Origin of the sequence: Halalkalibacter nanhaiisediminis (assembly GCF_007830185.1) — a bacterium.
Taxonomy (GTDB): domain Bacteria; phylum Bacillota; class Bacilli; order Bacillales; family Bacillaceae_D; genus Halalkalibacter; species Halalkalibacter nanhaiisediminis.
Genome location: NZ_VLKZ01000004.1, coordinates 356,773 through 374,284, shown reverse-complemented (window position 1 = coordinate 374,284; position 17,512 = coordinate 356,773). Strand labels below are relative to the sequence as shown.

General features: G+C 38.3%; 17 protein-coding genes. 8 read left to right on the top strand and 9 right to left on the bottom strand.

Annotation, left to right across the window (positions count from 1 at the left end):
- Positions 1-97: 97 nt before the first annotated feature.
- From IQ10_RS09280 to IQ10_RS09270, 3 genes are read left to right on the top strand one after another with little or no spacing between them, the layout of a single operon-like run.
- A complete protein-coding gene (locus IQ10_RS09280; RefSeq protein WP_144450209.1) occupies positions 98-1,363 on the top strand; it encodes a hypothetical protein in 1,266 nt (421 codons plus the stop codon).
- Positions 1,353-4,343, top strand: coding sequence for a DEAD/DEAH box helicase (locus IQ10_RS09275; RefSeq protein WP_144450208.1), 2,991 nt, complete (start codon positions 1,353-1,355; stop codon positions 4,341-4,343). Before IQ10_RS09280 ends, IQ10_RS09275 begins: the two co-directional genes overlap by 11 nt.
- Positions 4,344-4,357: 14 nt before the next feature.
- On the top strand, positions 4,358-4,555 hold the full coding sequence (locus IQ10_RS09270) for a hypothetical protein (protein WP_144450207.1): 198 nt from the start codon (positions 4,358-4,360) through the stop codon (positions 4,553-4,555).
- Positions 4,556-4,578: 23 nt separating this feature from the next.
- Here the strand turns inward: IQ10_RS09270 and IQ10_RS09265 are convergent, their stop codons facing one another.
- The 4 genes from IQ10_RS09265 to IQ10_RS09250 form a co-directional block, all read right to left on the bottom strand.
- Positions 4,579-5,064 carry a BsuPI-related putative proteinase inhibitor gene (locus IQ10_RS09265; RefSeq protein WP_144450206.1) on the bottom strand — a complete coding sequence of 162 codons (486 nt, stop codon included), beginning with the start codon at positions 5,062-5,064 and terminating at the stop codon, positions 4,579-4,581.
- 14 nt (positions 5,065-5,078) lie between these two features.
- Positions 5,079-5,933, bottom strand: coding sequence for a YitT family protein (locus IQ10_RS09260; RefSeq protein ID WP_144450205.1), 855 nt, complete (start codon positions 5,931-5,933; stop codon positions 5,079-5,081).
- Positions 5,933-6,715 (bottom strand): esterase, encoded by a 783-nt coding sequence (yjfP, locus tag IQ10_RS09255; protein ID WP_199757406.1) that lies wholly within the window; start codon positions 6,713-6,715, stop codon positions 5,933-5,935. Before yjfP ends, IQ10_RS09260 begins: the two co-directional genes overlap by 1 nt.
- 121 nt (positions 6,716-6,836) lie before the next feature.
- Positions 6,837-7,109 carry a YbyB family protein gene (locus IQ10_RS09250; protein WP_144450204.1) on the bottom strand — a complete coding sequence of 91 codons (273 nt, stop codon included), beginning with the start codon at positions 7,107-7,109 and terminating at the stop codon, positions 6,837-6,839.
- A gap of 129 nt (positions 7,110-7,238) precedes the next feature.
- Here IQ10_RS09250 and IQ10_RS09245 point away from each other — a divergent pair, with 129 nt between their 5' ends.
- A complete protein-coding gene (locus IQ10_RS09245) occupies positions 7,239-7,370 on the top strand; it encodes a DUF3941 domain-containing protein (protein WP_144450203.1) in 132 nt (43 codons plus the stop codon).
- 176 nt (positions 7,371-7,546) lie between these two features.
- Here the strand turns inward: IQ10_RS09245 and IQ10_RS09240 are convergent, their stop codons facing one another.
- The 3 genes from IQ10_RS09240 to IQ10_RS09230 form a co-directional block, all read right to left on the bottom strand.
- Positions 7,547-8,470, bottom strand: a complete 924-nt coding sequence (locus IQ10_RS09240) for a hypothetical protein (RefSeq protein ID WP_144450202.1) — start codon at positions 8,468-8,470, stop codon at positions 7,547-7,549.
- A gap of 186 nt (positions 8,471-8,656) precedes the next feature.
- A complete protein-coding gene (locus tag IQ10_RS09235) occupies positions 8,657-9,034 on the bottom strand; it encodes a rhodanese-like domain-containing protein (protein ID WP_144450201.1) in 378 nt (125 codons plus the stop codon).
- 85 nt (positions 9,035-9,119) lie between these two features.
- A complete protein-coding gene (locus IQ10_RS09230; RefSeq protein ID WP_144450200.1) occupies positions 9,120-10,205 on the bottom strand; it encodes an AI-2E family transporter in 1,086 nt (361 codons plus the stop codon).
- Positions 10,206-10,503: 298 nt separating this feature from the next.
- On the opposite strand from IQ10_RS09230, the gene IQ10_RS18180 reads away from it, so the two are divergent.
- From IQ10_RS18180 to IQ10_RS09215, 4 genes are all read left to right on the top strand, one after another.
- Positions 10,504-10,662, top strand: coding sequence for a hypothetical protein (locus IQ10_RS18180; protein ID WP_199757405.1), 159 nt, complete (start codon positions 10,504-10,506; stop codon positions 10,660-10,662).
- A gap of 290 nt (positions 10,663-10,952) precedes the next feature.
- Complete coding sequence (locus IQ10_RS09225) at positions 10,953-11,660, top strand: GerMN domain-containing protein (RefSeq protein WP_144450199.1); 708 nt, start codon at positions 10,953-10,955, stop codon at positions 11,658-11,660.
- A 189-nt stretch (positions 11,661-11,849) separates the two neighbouring features.
- Positions 11,850-12,881: a TAXI family TRAP transporter solute-binding subunit gene (locus IQ10_RS09220; RefSeq protein ID WP_144450198.1), complete on the top strand. Its 1,032-nt coding sequence runs from the start codon at positions 11,850-11,852 to the stop codon at positions 12,879-12,881.
- A 161-nt stretch (positions 12,882-13,042) separates the two neighbouring features.
- Complete coding sequence (locus IQ10_RS09215; RefSeq protein WP_144450197.1) at positions 13,043-14,995, top strand: TRAP transporter permease; 1,953 nt, start codon at positions 13,043-13,045, stop codon at positions 14,993-14,995.
- A 197-nt stretch (positions 14,996-15,192) separates the two neighbouring features.
- Here the strand turns inward: IQ10_RS09215 and IQ10_RS09210 are convergent, their stop codons facing one another.
- A complete protein-coding gene (locus IQ10_RS09210; RefSeq protein WP_144450196.1) occupies positions 15,193-16,047 on the bottom strand; it encodes a MurR/RpiR family transcriptional regulator in 855 nt (284 codons plus the stop codon).
- Positions 16,048-16,067: 20 nt separating this feature from the next.
- Positions 16,068-17,453: an aspartate aminotransferase family protein gene (locus IQ10_RS09205; protein ID WP_144450195.1), complete on the bottom strand. Its 1,386-nt coding sequence runs from the start codon at positions 17,451-17,453 to the stop codon at positions 16,068-16,070.
- Positions 17,454-17,512: the final 59 nt, after the last annotated feature.

The window sequence follows — 17,512 nt, the reverse complement described above, 5'->3', positions numbered from 1 at the left end:
TTGTTACCTATAAGTCCCACACCCCCCTTTCCTTTCGCCGTCGAAAAAGATACAATGAAAGAATGGAATTTTTTCATTGAAGGTGGTGAAAACGAAGATGGTCAATGCGTTATTTCAAGGAGAGTCAGAACGATATCAAGAAGTTGAACAAGATGTCATCCATACATATAAATTCATTACATCATCACGCTACGTGACAAATCGACATCTTGAACAAATTTCAATAGATGCGAAAAATAGAATTTCGAGAATAAAAACTGATCAGTCATGGCAATATGTACTTACTTATATGCGTGGCGTTTTTTCTCTTTCTACACGTGCGAATACATATGATGAGTATGAACGGCGTTTTTCTTATTTCTTTCAAGCAATGATCGAAGACCTGCTGACTCTTCATGATTCTCTTCAAGAAGATGTTTCCAATTATCGCCTTTTTCTCGAACATGTATTATTTCTCGTGGCCTATGATGCAGATAATGTAAAAGCCCCGTGGTCACAGTTGCTTTTTCGTATAGTGGTAGATATGAAAACAGAGCATGTTGAATCAGTATATACATTTCTTTCAAAGTCAATCGATACAGCGTCTTGCTCACGTGCACTCGCACTGACATATAGTTATGTTTCCTTATTAGCTGGAAAAGAAGTCACTGCTTTATCAATCCTGACTAAAAAAGGAGCACGTTATCAAGAACAAGAAGTGAATCAGCATTTTCAATTATTAAAAGAACGTTCGCGCTGGCGTACGATAAAACAATGGCTTACTGTCTTATTCTCTCATAAAACGAAGGGTCACTATGGTTCTCTACAACCCATTATTGATGAAATGAATACAGCCTTGCCATCTCCAAAAAATGAGCAAGAATCAATTTGGAATAGATGGATGTTATCACCTAATTATCAGCGTTTCTTAAACTATACTCAACATTTAACAACGGAGGAGCAGTATGAGTTAGTTGAAAGATTGCTACCTTTGCTTGAACAAAGGCTCGATCACTTAGAAACAGCCAAAACGTATGAAAAATTATTACTTACTTATAAAAAATATGAACATGCTATGCGCTATTTTCTTAAATATGAACGTGAGCCACTGCGTCAACGACCAGAAAAAGAAGAATTATTACACGCTTTATGTAAGCATGCTCCTGTACTTGCAAGACCCGTCTACCATCAATTTATCGTAAGACTCGTTGAGAAAAAATCCCGTGTTCATTACGAGCAAGCTGCACGTTTTTTAAGAACTCTCCAAACATTGTACAGTAGCCCAGAAGAACAAGTTCTCTTTCGTGAGTATGTAACAAGGTTAAAGAAAAAGTATCGAACGTATCGCGCGTTCGTTGAGGAGTTGAAGCAGATTGACCTCTAATATTATTGTTCATGGCGGTTGGCTAAACGATGCATTTTTCATATGGGGTGAGCAATCTCCTCGCTCGCGCTTTGATCACATTGTCAATTTTCAGTATCCTTTTTTATACTCACCATTTGAACTTAAGCTTGCCTTATTTCGATACGATCAAACATCATTTTATGGAACATTCATCGAGACGGATAAAGCTGTTATTGACGTTCCTCTAAGTTCAAGACGTTATTGTTCATTAGCAGGAGAAGTGACCGTTTATCAAGCACAGGAAAATATGAAAGACTATTCCTTTCCATTAGAAGGACTCATTTTTTCAATGGATTCCTTTTTGACCTACTTACCTATTTTTAGGACATGGAAACAAGAAAGTGATATTGAAATGGCACCTGATTTAGAAATGTGGCTACATTTATTTGATCACATTCAGGAAGCAATCATTGATGGTTCATTTGCCCCAACATCCTCTGGACAGTGGGAATTGATATCATTTTCGTATCAAGACTGGCTCGATGCGATGCCCCTTTCTGCCATTTCAATTCGTCCTAATACAACCTATATTCAAAATCAAGCAAATACAATAATGACAGCTACACAATTACAAACAATTGTGACTCAAATTGCCGATGAAATGATTCGATCAATCATTGATGAGCCGATTGTTTTAGCAGAATATACAGCATGGCAACAATCCATTAATCCCAAATGGCTCGCGCATGTTAAACAGCTAAAAGAAAAAGGCCAAATTCAATCAACATTATTAAATACAGCTTTTCAGCAAGAAATTGGTGTGTTACAAACGAAACCATTTTTATCTGGACTCGCATTGAAAGAGCCTAATGCTAAAGAAGGAACGTGGGAGATTTCACTTTGCATGGTTGATCGAAAAAGACCTTCTTATATGGTTGAAATGGAACAACTAGAACGCGGGGAACATCCTTGGCGTGAAAATCCAATTGCTCAATTAAAAAAAGACTTACAAAAAGCAAAGGAATCGCTACCTGTACTTGAGCCACTACGATTATCTTCTCCTGTTCTCCATTTAAGCTCAGAGGAAGCCTATGACTTGTTCACAACAAATGATGACGTGTTAAAGCAAATTGGCTTTCATTTGATCGTTCCAAAATGGATGAATGAGAAAAAGAAGCCGCGTATTACTCTGAACATTGATCAACAAGACCACCAAGAAGCTAGGAGTGAACCACTGCTCGATTGGCAAAGTGTTGCTTCTTTTACATATGATATTGCAATTGGTGAGAACACAATTAGTCCAAAAGAGTTTACTGAATTTGTAGAGGGACAGCGGCCATTTCTTTATGCAAATGGGCAATGGATGACATGGGACCGAACACTTGCCGAACAGCTTCGAAATTATTTAAATGGAATGAAAGACGATACCTCTTTTCTAGAGGCATGGAGGCTGGACCAGCTTGATGATGACGCTGGTTTAAAAGATGGGATTGAGTGGGATGTGTCTTGGGGTAGTCAACTGACAAATTCTTTAAAGGAGCTTTATTCTACCACTCCATCATTAATACCTCTTCCCTCCGATTTTGTCGGAGAGCTTAGGCGATATCAACACGAGGGCGTCTCATGGTTAGCCCATTTAAGAAGAACTGGATTTGGAGGCTGCTTGGCCGATGATATGGGGTTAGGGAAGTCTATTCAAACAATTGTCTACATGCTCTATGTCATCGAGCAGCAAAAGGCAGCAAAGATGGAGCACTCACCTTTTCTTCTCATATGTCCGACATCGCTGCTGTACAACTGGGTTCATGAATGTGAGCAATTCGCCCCGTCATTACGTGTCTTCGTTCATCACGGTCAAACCCGTCTTCATGAAGACGATCTTAACTCCTTAAACGAGTGGGATGTCGTGATTACCTCTTATCAATTAGCAGTTCGTGATGATGAATTATTTCATCAGGTAAAATGGAACGGTCTTATTCTTGATGAAGCACAGCATATTAAAAATGTCGAGACGAAGCAAAGACGAGTAATAAAAGGAATTAAAGCAACACATCGCATTGCCTTAACAGGAACACCTATTGAGAATCGCTTACGAGAGCTTTGGTCTTTACTTGATGTACTAAATCCAGGCTATCTTGGCACGTATCAAGATTTTCAAGTCAAATTTATGAAGCCAATTGAACGTGATCACGATGATCAACAATTAATGAAGCTTCAAAAGCTCATTCATCCATTGATTTTAAGACGTAAGAAGTCTGATCAATCTCTACAACTTGGTTTACCAGAGAAAAAAGAAATTGTTCATAAAATCTATCTTTCAGTAGAGCAAGCCGCTCTTTATCAGGCTGTTGTTGATGATATTGTATCAAGGCTAAATGAAGTAACAGCTTTCGAACGACGTGCATTAATCCTAAGAAGCTTGACCAGATTGAAGCAAATTTGCAATCATCCCGCCCATTTTTTAAAGGAACAAACATTGGCAGAACACAATTCTGGCAAATGGGACTCTCTTTTAGCCTTAACAGATGAGATGGTTAAGAGAAAAGAAAAGGTTTTAATCTTCTCTCAATATAAAGAGATGGGCTCACTTATGACTAGCTCACTCGAAGAACGCTATGGACAAATTGTCCCGTTTCTACACGGTAGTTTAACACGTGCAAAACGGCAGGAAGCGATTCAGGCTTTCCAAGAAGATAATCAGATCAATATATTTGTTCTTTCATTGAAAGCTGGTGGTGTAGGTCTGAATCTAACAGCTGCTACACATGTTATTCATTATGATCGTTGGTGGAATCCAGCTGTTGAAAACCAAGCGACAGATCGAGCTTATCGAATCGGACAAACAAAAGACGTTACAGTCCACAAATTGATGACTGTTGGCACACTTGAGGAACGAATTGATCGAATGCTCGTCCAAAAACAAGCTTTGGCAGAGCATATACTTGCCGCAGGAGAACAGCCCGTTACAGAGCTTTCAAACGAGGAAATTATTGAACTTATTCAATTAACACACTCATAAAGGAGTCACTACCCATGAAGAAACAGCTTGATGAACCGTTTTTTTCTTATTGGAATGGCAAGTCACAGTTCAGTTTGAAAAAAGATAATAAATCAGAAACTGAAATTCATGCAGACGAACATTATCTTTCCTTGAAAAAAGCAATCCAACAAGAAGCTTTAAATAGATGGTCACTGACATCTAGCGAAAAGCCCTTAATAAAACAAGACTGACTTTTAGAGTCAGTCTTGTTTTATTAATCAATTATAATGTCTAGACGATTTTGAAACGTCTCTTCATCCATCCATTCTTCATTATCTACAGCCATCACCACTAGTTGAACATCTAATGTATACGTCCCTTTATCTAACTTATCTAGCGCAATCACTTCTTCAAACGTCTTTGATTCTCCTGCTTCAAATGCTTCTTGCATGATCGCCATCGAAAACATTCTACCTTCAGAAAAGCGATATACTTCTTCTCCATTTGGATCAGTTAAGACCATTTCATACAATTGACCCGAGGCAAAATCTAGGGTACTTTGACTTTCTTGCTGATTCGTAACAGTCATCTGTACCAAAAGTTCTTTCTCATCTTGAGTAGTTTTTGTCTCAAACGACCAAGCTGAATTAGTCACGCTATCACTCCCCCCTTCTCCCTGCGTTGGTGAATCTCCCCCTTGACCACATGCAAAAAGGAATACTACAAATAAAGTCAGTAAAAATAATCCCATTTTCTTCATGTGTGGCTCCCCCTTTATTCTTTTCGAAATAAACCAAAAATCCCTGCTGTCTCCACTATATTTGTAAAGGCTTGAGGGTCGACCTCTTGAATCACTTCTTTAAGATCATACAATTCATACCTTGTCAGAACGATCATTAATACTTCTTTATCGTCAGCCGTATACCCACCTTTAGCAGGTATTCTTGTGATCCCTCTCGTTACTCGCTCGTGAATGGCTTTTCTAAGGTCTTCAGCTCGTTTTGTGACAACCATAGCTGTCAATTTCACATGACGAGTATGAATGGCGTCAATCACACGAGAAGTAGCATATAACGCGACAAGCGTATACAGGGCTTTTTCGGGATCAAATAAAAGACCAGACGTAATCACAATCAAACTATTCAACATAAAAAAGTAAATACCGACTGGTCGATCACTGACTCTCGATAATACAAGGGCAATAATATCGACTCCACCAGAGGATGCCCCCCACTTTAATGTAAGACCAGCACCAATTGCCGCTATGACTCCCCCAAATACAGCATTTAGTAAAATGTCTGGAGAGAACTGTTTAATCGGAAGCAGTTCTAGAAAAAAAGTCGTAAGTGCCACACTCATAAAGCTATACAACGTAAAGCTTTTTCCAATTTTCATCCACCCTAAAATCGCCACTGGTATATTTAATAGAAATAGCAAAACCCCAGTTGATAGAGGAAGGACAGTCGCAAGAATCTGAGCTATCCCCGTAAAACCACTTGCAAATACATTTGCTGGAATCAAAAAGAAGTTTAAAGAAGCCGCTAAAAACAGTGCCCCAATCGTAATAACAACGACCTTTTGCATTTCTTTCAAAAATTTAATAGTTGCCTTTTTCCCATCTCCATTCATTAGGAAGAGACCTTACTTGTAAGAAGGTGACCTTCAAACCATTCAACCGAACGAAGAACAGCTTGGCGTGTCACTTTATGAGCTGTTTTATCTTCTGCCAAAAACTGCAAATGTTCAGGCTCATGTTCATAGCTCGCTACTAATTCATGATAAAGCTTTTCTGAAAATGGATACGGTACGACCTGATCTTCTTTCCCATGCCAGATTAAAAGCGGACGACCAGCAAGCTTGTCTAACTGTGCAGACAAGTCATATGGTCTGATTTGATTAAGAACTTTTTCCTTTGCGTTTGGTTCGAGCTGAATCCCCTTTTCTTCAATCATCAAGAGCTGTGCCTTTGCAAACGTCTCATAATAAGCTGTTCCCATAAACGAAACAGCTGTCTTAATCCAATCATAAGCAGTTAAAGCCCCGTACATTGTAATGGCTCCCATTGATGTCCCAATGACCCCAATTCGATTTTCGTCAACGATCTCTCGTTGCGTGAGTATTGTCTTCATCTCATCTAATTCTTTAATAGATGTTAAGACGATTTCCCAAAATGAAAAATCACGCTTATTTCCTTTTAATGTTGTTTCACGCTCTCCGTGATGAAGAGCATCAGGCAGGAAAACGCGAAATCCTTTCTCTGCAAGTAAATAGGCAACATGAAGATTATGCTCTTTTGCACTCGTATAACCATGTAAAAAGAAAATAGTAGGTATTTTATTATCTTGTAAATCAACTTTCACTACATGTAACGTAGGGATCGTTGCAATTGTTTCATTATTTATTGTAATCATTGCTGTCACCTCATTGATCATTATTTTCCTAATTATAGCATTCCTATTTATGGAATTCATCTTGAGACGATTTTTGGATTCGTTTGCAATGAAAAAAGTCACCATAAATGGCGACTTTTTGTTATTGCTGCTGCTTTTCATTATAATACTTAACACTTGTTAGTGCACCTTCATTCACCATTTTGTTATCTTCATAATCATGAGGATGAGAATGCCCAACTTTCGTTTGATTATCTTTTTTATGATTGTCAGCTGTTCCTCCTTTCATTTTCGCATAGGTTTCACGAACTGCTTTGCAAGCTCTCTCCCTCGATTCACCATTTCTTAAAAGAACTGTCGCTGCTCCAGCTGCACTTGCCACCACTGTTGCAAGTATTGTTTTCTTAACCGCCATTATCATCTCCACCTTTCGATCGTATTTACAATATACGTTCCCACTTAGCGTTTTTGTTAAACATTTCTTTCATAGTGTAAAGGTGATTCGTACATGCTAAGAACTAAATGAAAGAAAGTAGGTGACAGAATGGCTCAAACAGGTGATGATAACAAAAAGAAAAAAGATACAAATGCGATCAATCAGCAAAAAAACCAACAAGAACGAGAGAATGCACAACATGGAAAGCATACTTATTCAAAAGAACCTGACCATTTATAAAAAAAGCGAAAGCGCCTTGAACAGCCGTGACAAGCATTAGAAAACTGCGATTGTGTTGTCCCTAATCGCAGTCTGAAATGACCTCGAGCGGCTAGGCACTCGAGCTAGACATCATTGAATTCTCCTACCTTTTTAAAAAAACACATTTCGCCTAATCATGACTGACTTAAGAATATTTACCTTACTTCTAGGTCAGTCTCTTCTAATTCTTCAACTTGATTCTCTCCAAATCCTCGTAATTGATGATCCCAATAAGCTATTCTCTCAATCTCCTGATCACGATTAGCTATGAACCAGATTGAACCCAATTCAACATCATAAACGACAATTTGCTTATCATCTAAGCGTTCTCTTACATATTGATTACCATAAGCACGATATACATCATTTAATCGATCTCCAACTTTTATTCCTTTCGATGTTGGAAAACGTTCTGATGATGCTATTAAATATGTAACTTGATTATTTTTGATTTCAACTTGCAGCTCAGGCACTTCCTCGACTCTTTCGTAGCCGTAACGATCTATGAATGAATACTCCTCCATATCGCCAATGAATCCAATAAAATCTGCTTCTTGCCCAAAAGCTGTATTCCAATGAACATCAGGGAAGAGACGATTCACACCACTTATGTTATCTCCAATCCTCAATCCTGCTATCTCCATAAGCGCTGGAGTATTAATATGTAAAATTTGCTCTGATTCAAAATAAAAAGCATCAAATCCTAGTTGATATACATTGTCTAAATGAATCATGGCTCGGTTATTAATCTGCTTCACTTTAATATCCATTAAAAAAGGATAATCGGTAACTATTTCATGTAGTTCTTCTTTGTTATGCTCATTGCGCTGAGCTCGTATGAACTGATTAATCGTTCTGGAATCTAATCCCCAATCATTATGAATGTAAGACAAATTCTCAAATACTGGGCGAAGCGGCACCCACATACCATCCTGATTTATTACAATATCGCCCTGATAACGCTGTTCTTGTCCATCAATATAAAAATAAACATGATTGTTTGCTTCCACAGAATGCCATGACGTGAACAATAGTATTGCTACTATAACAAAAAAAGAAAATCCATATCTTTTTTTCATGATCAAAAAATGCCTCCTGTTCATACGTTAGTGAGTAATTTATAGCTATATTACTAGTTTACTAGAAAACCGTCATCATCACATCTTGTTTTTCTCCAATTATTTCAAACGTTTTGGAGTTCTCCTTTTGTTTATAAAAAAATGAGACTATCTCACCATCACAGTTGAGAGTAGCCTCATGCTTTCTTATTTCAGAAACTTCGTAAGTTCTTTACCATCTCTTACAACCCATTCAAGACCTGTCGTTGTTTCACCTGACCAACCGAGCATTCCACCAGCATAGTTACGTACGTTTTTAAACCCTTGATGTTGCATATACATAGCTACATTTTGACTACGACTCCCGCTTCTACACACAAAAAGATAAGAAGCATCCTTGTCAAGTTGATCAATCATATTCGGAATGGTTTGCATTGGAATAAGTGGTAACCCAGGAATATGCGCTTCTTCATATTCAAAAGGTTCGCGAACATCAATAATTATTGGATCGCTGTTTTTACTTTTTAATAATTCTTTTAATTCGTCTTCCTCTACTTGAATAATACCATCTTGTTCAAAAGCCATCATCTTCACTCCTAGCTATTTACCCTATAGATGCAGGATTATGAATTATATCATTCTTCAACCATACAAAGTGATTTCCCAAAAGTCAATCTGTTGTTCTGCTTCTTAACCTCCACAGACGATACGAATGGGAAACGATTACTTTGCCAACAGCATATGTTGGAACAGCAAGTAATAGACCAAGTAAACCCGCAAAGCGACTAGCAACAAGTAACAAGAGAATAATCGTTAATGGGTGTATATCTAATTTTCTCCCCATTATTTGTGGAGAAATAAGATTACTTTCGATTTGTTGAACAACAACGACCACAATAATCACCCATAATGCCATTAACGGGGAATCAAGAAATCCCACAATCACTCCAGGGAATGTTCCAATCCAAGGACCGATAAACGGAATGACATTTGTAAACATCGCAATCAAAGCAAGAACGAGCGGATAATCGATTCCAATAATAAGGTACCCAATATAGACAAGAACCCCTACACAAAAGCTAACAATAATTTGTCCCTGGATATAGGAACTTAGTGCTACGTCCATGTCAGATAAGATACGTTGCCCCTCATACTGTTGTTTTTTAGGAAGGTATTTAAGGACTTGCCTCGGGGCCTTTTCACCTTCTTTTAACATATAAAATAGAACAAATGGAATAATAACGAGAATAATCAACACATTCGCAATAAAACCAATAAAGCTAGCAATATTTGAACCAATCGCTGAAACGATTTCATTTAAATAGTCAGTAAACCTTGAGGTGATTTCATCAAATGAAAAGTTATCTCCTTGCTGGAAACGTGAAATATATTCATTTTGTTGTAGGTTGATAAACATTTCGCGAATCTCATTGATAAAAGATGGCATATTACGAGCAAGGCTGTTAAACTGCTTTTGCAATTCTGGACCAATGAGGAATACAAGAGCAGTAATCAAAGCAATTCCCGACAAATATAAGAGCAGTATCGAGAATCCTCGAGGGATCCATTTTGATAATAAGTTGACAAGAGGACGAAGTAAATAAAATAAAACACCTGCTAAAACAATTGGAGCGAATAATGTTTGAACAAGAATAGCAATAGGCTTGAAAACCCAATCAATGAGCGACCCTAAATAAATAATGATAAAGATGAGCATAATGCCGTAGCCAATACGGAATGCTTTATTTTCAAACATCGACAAAATCCTTCCTACACGTTATCGTTTCTTCATTATACCATCCTCATAGCAACACAACTCATAAAAAAAGAAAGGCATAAAAGATTTATAATTGTCTAAAGACTTTTAGCTAGCTGCAACTCTCTCTTTATACCTCTGTTCCCCTCAATATGACCATTTTAAACCTTATCGACACTTCCTGCTACTTGATTTATTCAATGTTCTCTTAATTCTTATTCATCCTGATTATGTTTAGAAGAAATAATAGAAGGGTATCTCAATACTAACAACTTATAAAATAAATGGAGGGATTAACATGAGTGAACGCCGTAATGTTGAGGTAGAAGAGCGCCATGTTGAGAAAAAAGAAAACGGTAGTATGGTCATGGCTACTTTCATTAAATATGCAGCTTATTTAATTATTTTCTTTGGAATCTTATGGTTTTTAATTGAATATGTATTTCCAATGTTTTAATCAAGCAAGACGTTTATTTAGAGTTTCCTTAATCGGATAGAACTTCGAGGGTACTTTCAAAGGTCAAATAAAGATCTTTGAAGGTATCCTCTTATTCATTTCTTCCTCATTAAGGTTAACACTTAACTAGGTCAAAAGATTGAGTCTAAATTCACGATTGAAATTCGACATGAATGTTGTACACTTTAATGGATAGGGCTGTCCTAATTTTAGGAAGCAGCAATCTAAAAAAACCTATCCTCTGTGAGAGCAAATGGTGATCACACATAACTACATAAGGAGGAAATAATATGAAAAAGCATTTGGTGTTTTTCTTACTTAGCCTGTTCATCCTTGTTCTAGCAGCATGTGGACAAGGAACAGATTCTACAGAACCTGAGCAAGCGACGGATGGAATTGAAATCGAAGAAAATAGTGATTTGGTTGAATCTGATGGCCTTGAGGAGTCTACTGCTGCAGACGAAGAGGCAGATCAATCAGTTGATTCTGCAGATCAATCAGTTGATTCTACAGGTGAATCAGTAGAGTCTAATGAAGAAGAAATAATTGCAGTTGACGAGGAAGTTGTCGACGATGCGACTGTCACACCTGTAGAGCTCGTTTTTTCTGACGATCAAGTAATGGATTTGTTCCGTGTTGAGCGTCAAATTGAAGCAACAGATGAAGAGTTGTTTGTTGCAACACTCGAGGCTTGGGTTGCTGGTCCTACAGAAGATGGACTTGTTTCACTTGTTCCAGCTAATGTTGAAGTTCAATCAGTTGAAGAGATCGACGGAGTTGCTCATGTTTCATTCTCGTCTGAATTATTAGATGCACAAGTTGGATCAGGAGTAGAGGAAATGCTTCTTCAACAAGTTGCGATGATCATGAAACAATTTGGATTTAATGAAACACAAATTCTTATTGATGGTGAGGTCCAACCTGAACTCTTTGGTCACATTGATACAAGCGAGCCAACTGTCGCAAACAATCCTGAAGACTATGAAAAAGTAGAATAAATCACCTAAAAGACTCGGGTATTCCGAGTCTTTTTTACTGTTTATATCCTAATTTGTAAAGTTATCTAACATTTGAATAATTATGAACCCTTTGACATTATTACAATACTTTGTATAAAATAATAACTGAGTATGAACATTCAGAAAATTCGTTCATGCGTAAACATTATAAAAAAGGGGGATTTTATGATGAAAAAGAAGTATTCATTTTTAACAGCAACTCTTCTTTCAGTCGGGTTACTACTCGGTGCCTGTGGTAGCGATGATAGTACAGGTGGTGAAGTAGCTGATCCTGATGAACCAGGTACTGAGGCTGAGGCTCCTGAAGATTTCCGTACTGATTTACAAATGGGTACTGGCAGCACAGGTGGTACTTATTTCCCATTAGGTCAAGAAATGGCTACTGTTATGCAAAACAATGTTGAAGTAGAAGGTTTTAATGTAAGTGCAGTTGCATCTGGAGCATCACTTGAAAACCTTGGCAACATAGCTAGTGGAGAATTCCAATTAGGGATGACTGTACATATCCCCGCTCTTGATGCTTATAATGGAGCAAATGAATTTGAAGAAGGTGGCGCAATTACAAACTTTGGTTTCATGGGACATATTTATCCAGAAGTGATGCAAGTTGTCACAACAGCTAACACTGGTATTACATCCATTGCTGAATTAGAAGGGAAACGTGTAGCAATCGGACCACCTGGTAGTGGAACACAAGCAGCTGCGAAACTTATTTTAGCAGCATATGGTCTAGAAGATGGTGATTATGAAGCATTTGAAGAAGGCTTCGGCGATGCTGCAGGTCGCTTACAGGATGGACAATTAGATGCATCATTTGGCTTACTTGGTTTACCAGCAGGTAATATAACAGAGCTTGCGTTACAACGTGAAGTCGTCATCCTTCCAGTTGAAGGTGAAGCACTTGCTTACGTCGAAGAAAATAGTGATTATGCTCACCTTGAAATACCAGCAGATTCTTATGATTTCTTGGATGCACCTGTTGATACTGTTACAGCATACGCTATCTTGGTAGGTTCTACAAACCAAATTAGTGAAGAATTAGGCTACGAGATCGTTAAAGGCTTGTATGAGAATGCTGATCAAGTTACCCATGCTCAAGGTATCCATTTAACAAAGGAAAATATTTTAAATGGTTCTGAAGGTCTTCCACTCCACCCAGGAGCAGAGAGGTATTTTGAAGAAGCAGGATTACTTGAATAGTTAAGACTTTTTAAAAAAAACAGGACTGGGCATTCACTGTCCAGTCCTGTTTTCTTACTATCTTTTTCTTAAGCAAAAGTAAAAATAAAGAAAATCACCACAAGTAAGCAAAGCTGAATTTTTCTTTGTTTTGAAAATCTCACTAAGGTGGTGGATATCTATTGCAAAAGGAACAAACAACAAATCATGATGAATTACTTGCAAAATATGATAAGGAATCTGCCTATCGTGTTAACTTACAGAAATGGGCATGGATTGTCTCCATTCTTGCCATTTCCTTAACCGTTTTTCAGCTTTACACAGCATTTAAAGGACCTTATGTATCTCTTATACAAGGTGCAATTCATTTAGGTAGCGCGCTTGCTCTTATTTTTATTTTGTACCCAGCAAAACAAAGCATGCTCAATAAACCAGGTGTAGCTTGGTATGATGCGATACTTGCTTTGCTTGCATTAGGTGCTAACTTGTATATCGTCATCAACTATACCCGACTAACAACCCAAGCGGTTATCCGTGGCTATAACGATGTGGATGTGATCATTGCAACACTCGGTGTTCTGTTATTACTTGAAGCTACACGACGTGCGGTCGGTCTACCAATTGTTATTATTGCATCCTTAGCAATATTGTACGGCTTATTCGGACAATATTTCCCTATAGCTAGTTACAGGCATCCAGGATTTGATTGGGAACGTCTCGTGACACGATTATTTTTTAGAACAGAAGCTATTTTCGGGATACCGATTCAAATTTCTTCAACATACATCTATTTATTCCTATTCTTTGGGGTCATGCTAACAAAAACGCACATTGGAAAGTTCTTTAATGATTTAGCATTTGGCGCAACTGGTAGAATGACTGGAGGAACGGCAAAAGCAGCTGTCGCTGCCAGCGCGCTTCAAGGAATGGTTACTGGTAGTTCAGTAGCCAATACAGTCGGATCAGGTTCCTTTACGATTCCGATGATGAAGCGAGCAGGATTCAAACCTGAGTTTGCCGGTGCAACTGAAGCCTCTGCTTCAACAGGTGGGCAGATCATGCCACCTATTATGGGGGCAGCTGCCTTTATCATGGCGGAATATACGAATACTGCCTATAGTGAAATTATCATCATTGCGATTATACCAGCGATTCTCTATTTCTCTGGTGTGTTCATGGGAACTCATTTCCAAGCGAAAAAACAAGGAATTCTCGGTTTACCCAAAAGCCAACTTCCTACATTCAAAGGTCTAGCAAAACGAATGGATTTACTTCTACCTCTGGTTACGATTGTCGGCATGCTTCTGCAAGGCTATACGGCTACAACAGCTGCCTTATGGGGTATCGGTGCAGCTTTCTTTGTTAGTTTATTCCGTAAAGACACTCGTCTTAGTTTTCGAGATATTATTGATGCTTTTGAGCAAGGGGCAAGAGTTGCTTTACCTGTTATCGTAGCTTGTGCATCAGCAGGGATTATCGTTGGGATCGTTGTTACAACAGGACTTGGTGGCAAATTAGCAGGGGGCATTATTGATTTAGCTGGCGGAAGCCTCTTCTTCCTATTAGTCTATACAATGCTCGCTTGTATCGTGTTAGGTATGGGCTTACCTACAACAGCAAACTACGTTGTAACAGCTTCAATGGCAGCTCCTGCTTTAGTAGCATTCGATATTCCAGTAATGGCGGCTCATTTCTTTGTCTTTTATTTTGGGATTGTCGCTGATATTACACCACCTGTATGTCTTGCTGCGTACGCTGGTGCTGGTATAGCAAGAGCAAATCCAATGAAGACTGGTGTTGTTGCAGTGAAGCTTGCTATTGCAGCATTTATTATTCCTTATGCCTTCGTGTATAATCCAGTATTACTCTTACAAGACTGGACTTGGCTAACATTACTTCCTGCTGTTCTGACCGCTTTAATTGGGATGGCGGCAGTAAGTGCCTCGATCATGAATTATTTCATTATTAAGCCAAACGTCATTGAACGTTTATTATTATTTACGGCGGGCCTTGCGCTTATTTATCCAAACAATCTCTACATCTCAATGTCAGGTCTTGGTGTCTTTATTCTAATTGGTGTATTCCAATACTTACGAGAAAAAAAGAATAGCCATGATAAAGGACTTGCCACATAAGAAAAGCAAAAGCGCCTTGGTCAGTGAGCTGAAAGACCGTCAATATATTTCCAGATTTTTGGAAACTATTTACAAGATGAAGCAATCTCGAGCGGCTAGGCTGCTTGCGCTAGACATCATCGAATTTTATCTTTCCTTAAAGAAAAAAAGACGGTTCAACGCATGACTGCGAGACCGTCCTTTTTCATATGTATTCTCTAATCGTAGAATACATCAAAGGTTTCCCAAAGCTCTTCTAATCCTTTTAATCTCTTTTCTACTTTTGTCTGCTCACTTCGAGTAACGGCTGTAATAAGCGCGTTGACAATACTAAGAGGCGCTGTAAAAGAATCAATAAATGAATTGATTTCTGTGGCGGCATGAAGAGTCCGATCTGCGTAAGGAACGAGTGGCGACATCACATGGTCCGTTATCACTAACGTTTTAGCTCCACGCTGTTTCACAAACTTCAATACCTCCACTGTTCGCTTTGTGTATCTAGAAAATCCAAAACCAATAACAAGATCTTTATTTCCAATATCAAGAATATGTTCTGACACGCCGTCCGCATGTTCAATCAGTTCTGTATTCTGCAAAACCAAATCTAAGTAAAAATGAAGAAACATTCCAATACTCGCTGCACTTCTATAAGCGATAATATAAATACGTTTAGCAGAAATAATCGTTTCAACTGCTCTTTCAAACTCTTGTGGATCAATTTGTGTTAATGTTGCTTTTAAATTATGAATATCATCCGATAAAATTTCTGACAGAGCATGAACAGGCTTATCTGTTTCATCAGTTGTATGAGCAAATACTTCTGCAGCGGTCATTTTTCGTTGCAGAGCTTCTTGCAAATGCCCCTGCAAATCTGGATAGCCTTTGTATCCAAGAAAAACAGCAAATCGAACAACTGTCGCTTCACCTACACCGACATGCTTTGCCAATTTAGATGCTGTTAAAAAAGGCGCCGTTTCTGCATGATCGATTAAATAAGCAGCAATTTTTTTTTGTAATTTGCTCATTTTGCTTTGTTCTTCAATGATTCGTTGATACACGTCACTTTGCAGCATTCATTTAGCCCCTCCTTGAATTACCGCAACCCTTTCGCTAAAATGTGTTCATACGCTTGAACAGTGCTCTTCACCTCTAATTCTGTATGAGCTGTTGACAAACTATAACGATTAAGAGGTTTCATGTAAATTCCCTCCCCTAGTAGATGGAGATCTATTTCTTTACGTAAGCGAAGGTTTGTTAATTGTAGATCACGATAATTCTGAATCTTTTCTATCTCAGTTAATACTACACTAAAAATTGAGCCTACACCAATCGCCTTCATTGGAATATGATGCTTTTGGAAGAGCCATTCTAGTCGAGATTTTAACTCTTCAGTCGTATTTAATACATGATTCATCTCATTTTTCAGAACAGAAATGGTTGCTAAACCAGCGGCCAATATTGTCGGATGCCCATTGTAGGTGCCACTATGGAAAAGGACTTCACTAGCAGACGATCCTTTACTTTGACTATGATCAAAAACATCAGCACTCCCTTTTGGTGCACTAACCATCATAATATCTTTCCTTCCTCCAACTATGCCAACTGGAAAACCTCCTCCGATTACTTTCCCTAACGTCGTTATATCAGGTTCGACGTGATACAATTCTTGCGCACCGCCAAGGCTAACACGAAATCCTGTCTTCACTTCATCGAAAATAAGTAAAATATCCAGTTCTTCTGTTAGCTTTCTTAATCCTTCTATAAAAATAGGTTTGGCTGGAATGAACCCTGCTTGCAATGGTTCAATGATAACAGCACTTATATCCTTATGATTGTCTCGTAAGATCTGTTCACAACTTTCCAAATCGTTAAACGGAAGAACAATCGTCGTTTCAAGGTGTGACTGCGACATTCCTTTTGATTCAAGCACAGCATGTGGTCTCTCTTCTGGTCCTGCTTTTGCAAGAGACGGATTAACACTAACAAGCACTTCATCATATCCTCCATGATAATGACCTTCAAATTTAGCAATCTTTCTTTTCCCCGTGTATGCAGCTGCTATTCGCAATGCTAGCAGTGTCGCTTCTGTTCCCGAATTGGTATAGCGCAGGCGCTCCATGCTCGGATAAAGCGTTTGAATCGTCTCTCCCATCTCCACTTCAAGTTGATGTGGTGTACCAAATAAATTAGTTCCATCTTCTTCAAGCTGACGAACGACTGCTTCCTTTATCTGAGAATGGCCATGTCCAAGCATTAGTGCACCATACGATAGTAGATAATCAATATACTGATTTCCATCAACGTCTGTTACATAAGCACCCTGGGCTTTTGATAATACAATCGGATAAGGTGCAAAATACTTGATATTCGCTGTTACCCCACCTGGCATAATCATTTCTGCTTTCTCCAGAAATCTCTTTGATTGATTCGTTTTTTCAAGAAACGTTACTAAAGATTCCTTATCTCGCTCAATTGCCATTTAAAACCCCTCCATGAAATATTTATTTCTCATTATCATAATATGAAATATTTATTTCA

Bases quoted from the DNA above. Each gene is read 5' to 3' on its own strand.
- IQ10_RS09280 (WP_144450209.1), top strand. From the start codon at position 98: ATGGTCAATGCGTTATTTCAAGGAGAGTCAGAACGATATCAAGAAGTT.
- IQ10_RS09270 (WP_144450207.1), top strand. From the start codon at position 4,358: ATGAAGAAACAGCTTGATGAACCGTTTTTTTCTTATTGGAATGGCAAG.
- IQ10_RS09265 (WP_144450206.1), bottom strand. From the start codon at position 5,064: ATGAAGAAAATGGGATTATTTTTACTGACTTTATTTGTAGTATTCCTT.
- IQ10_RS09260 (WP_144450205.1), bottom strand. From the start codon at position 5,933: ATGAATGGAGATGGGAAAAAGGCAACTATTAAATTTTTGAAAGAAATG.
- yjfP (WP_199757406.1), bottom strand. From the start codon at position 6,715: ATGATTACAATAAATAATGAAACAATTGCAACGATCCCTACGTTACAT.
- IQ10_RS09250 (WP_144450204.1), bottom strand. From the start codon at position 7,109: ATGGCGGTTAAGAAAACAATACTTGCAACAGTGGTGGCAAGTGCAGCT.
- IQ10_RS09245 (WP_144450203.1), top strand. From the start codon at position 7,239: ATGGCTCAAACAGGTGATGATAACAAAAAGAAAAAAGATACAAATGCG.
- IQ10_RS09240 (WP_144450202.1), bottom strand. From the start codon at position 8,470: ATGAAAAAAAGATATGGATTTTCTTTTTTTGTTATAGTAGCAATACTA.
- IQ10_RS09235 (WP_144450201.1), bottom strand. From the start codon at position 9,034: ATGGCTTTTGAACAAGATGGTATTATTCAAGTAGAGGAAGACGAATTA.
- IQ10_RS09230 (WP_144450200.1), bottom strand. From the start codon at position 10,205: ATGTTTGAAAATAAAGCATTCCGTATTGGCTACGGCATTATGCTCATC.
- IQ10_RS18180 (WP_199757405.1), top strand. From the start codon at position 10,504: ATGAGTGAACGCCGTAATGTTGAGGTAGAAGAGCGCCATGTTGAGAAA.
- IQ10_RS09225 (WP_144450199.1), top strand. From the start codon at position 10,953: ATGAAAAAGCATTTGGTGTTTTTCTTACTTAGCCTGTTCATCCTTGTT.
- IQ10_RS09220 (WP_144450198.1), top strand. From the start codon at position 11,850: ATGAAAAAGAAGTATTCATTTTTAACAGCAACTCTTCTTTCAGTCGGG.
- IQ10_RS09210 (WP_144450196.1), bottom strand. From the start codon at position 16,047: ATGCTGCAAAGTGACGTGTATCAACGAATCATTGAAGAACAAAGCAAA.
- IQ10_RS09205 (WP_144450195.1), bottom strand. From the start codon at position 17,453: ATGGCAATTGAGCGAGATAAGGAATCTTTAGTAACGTTTCTTGAAAAA.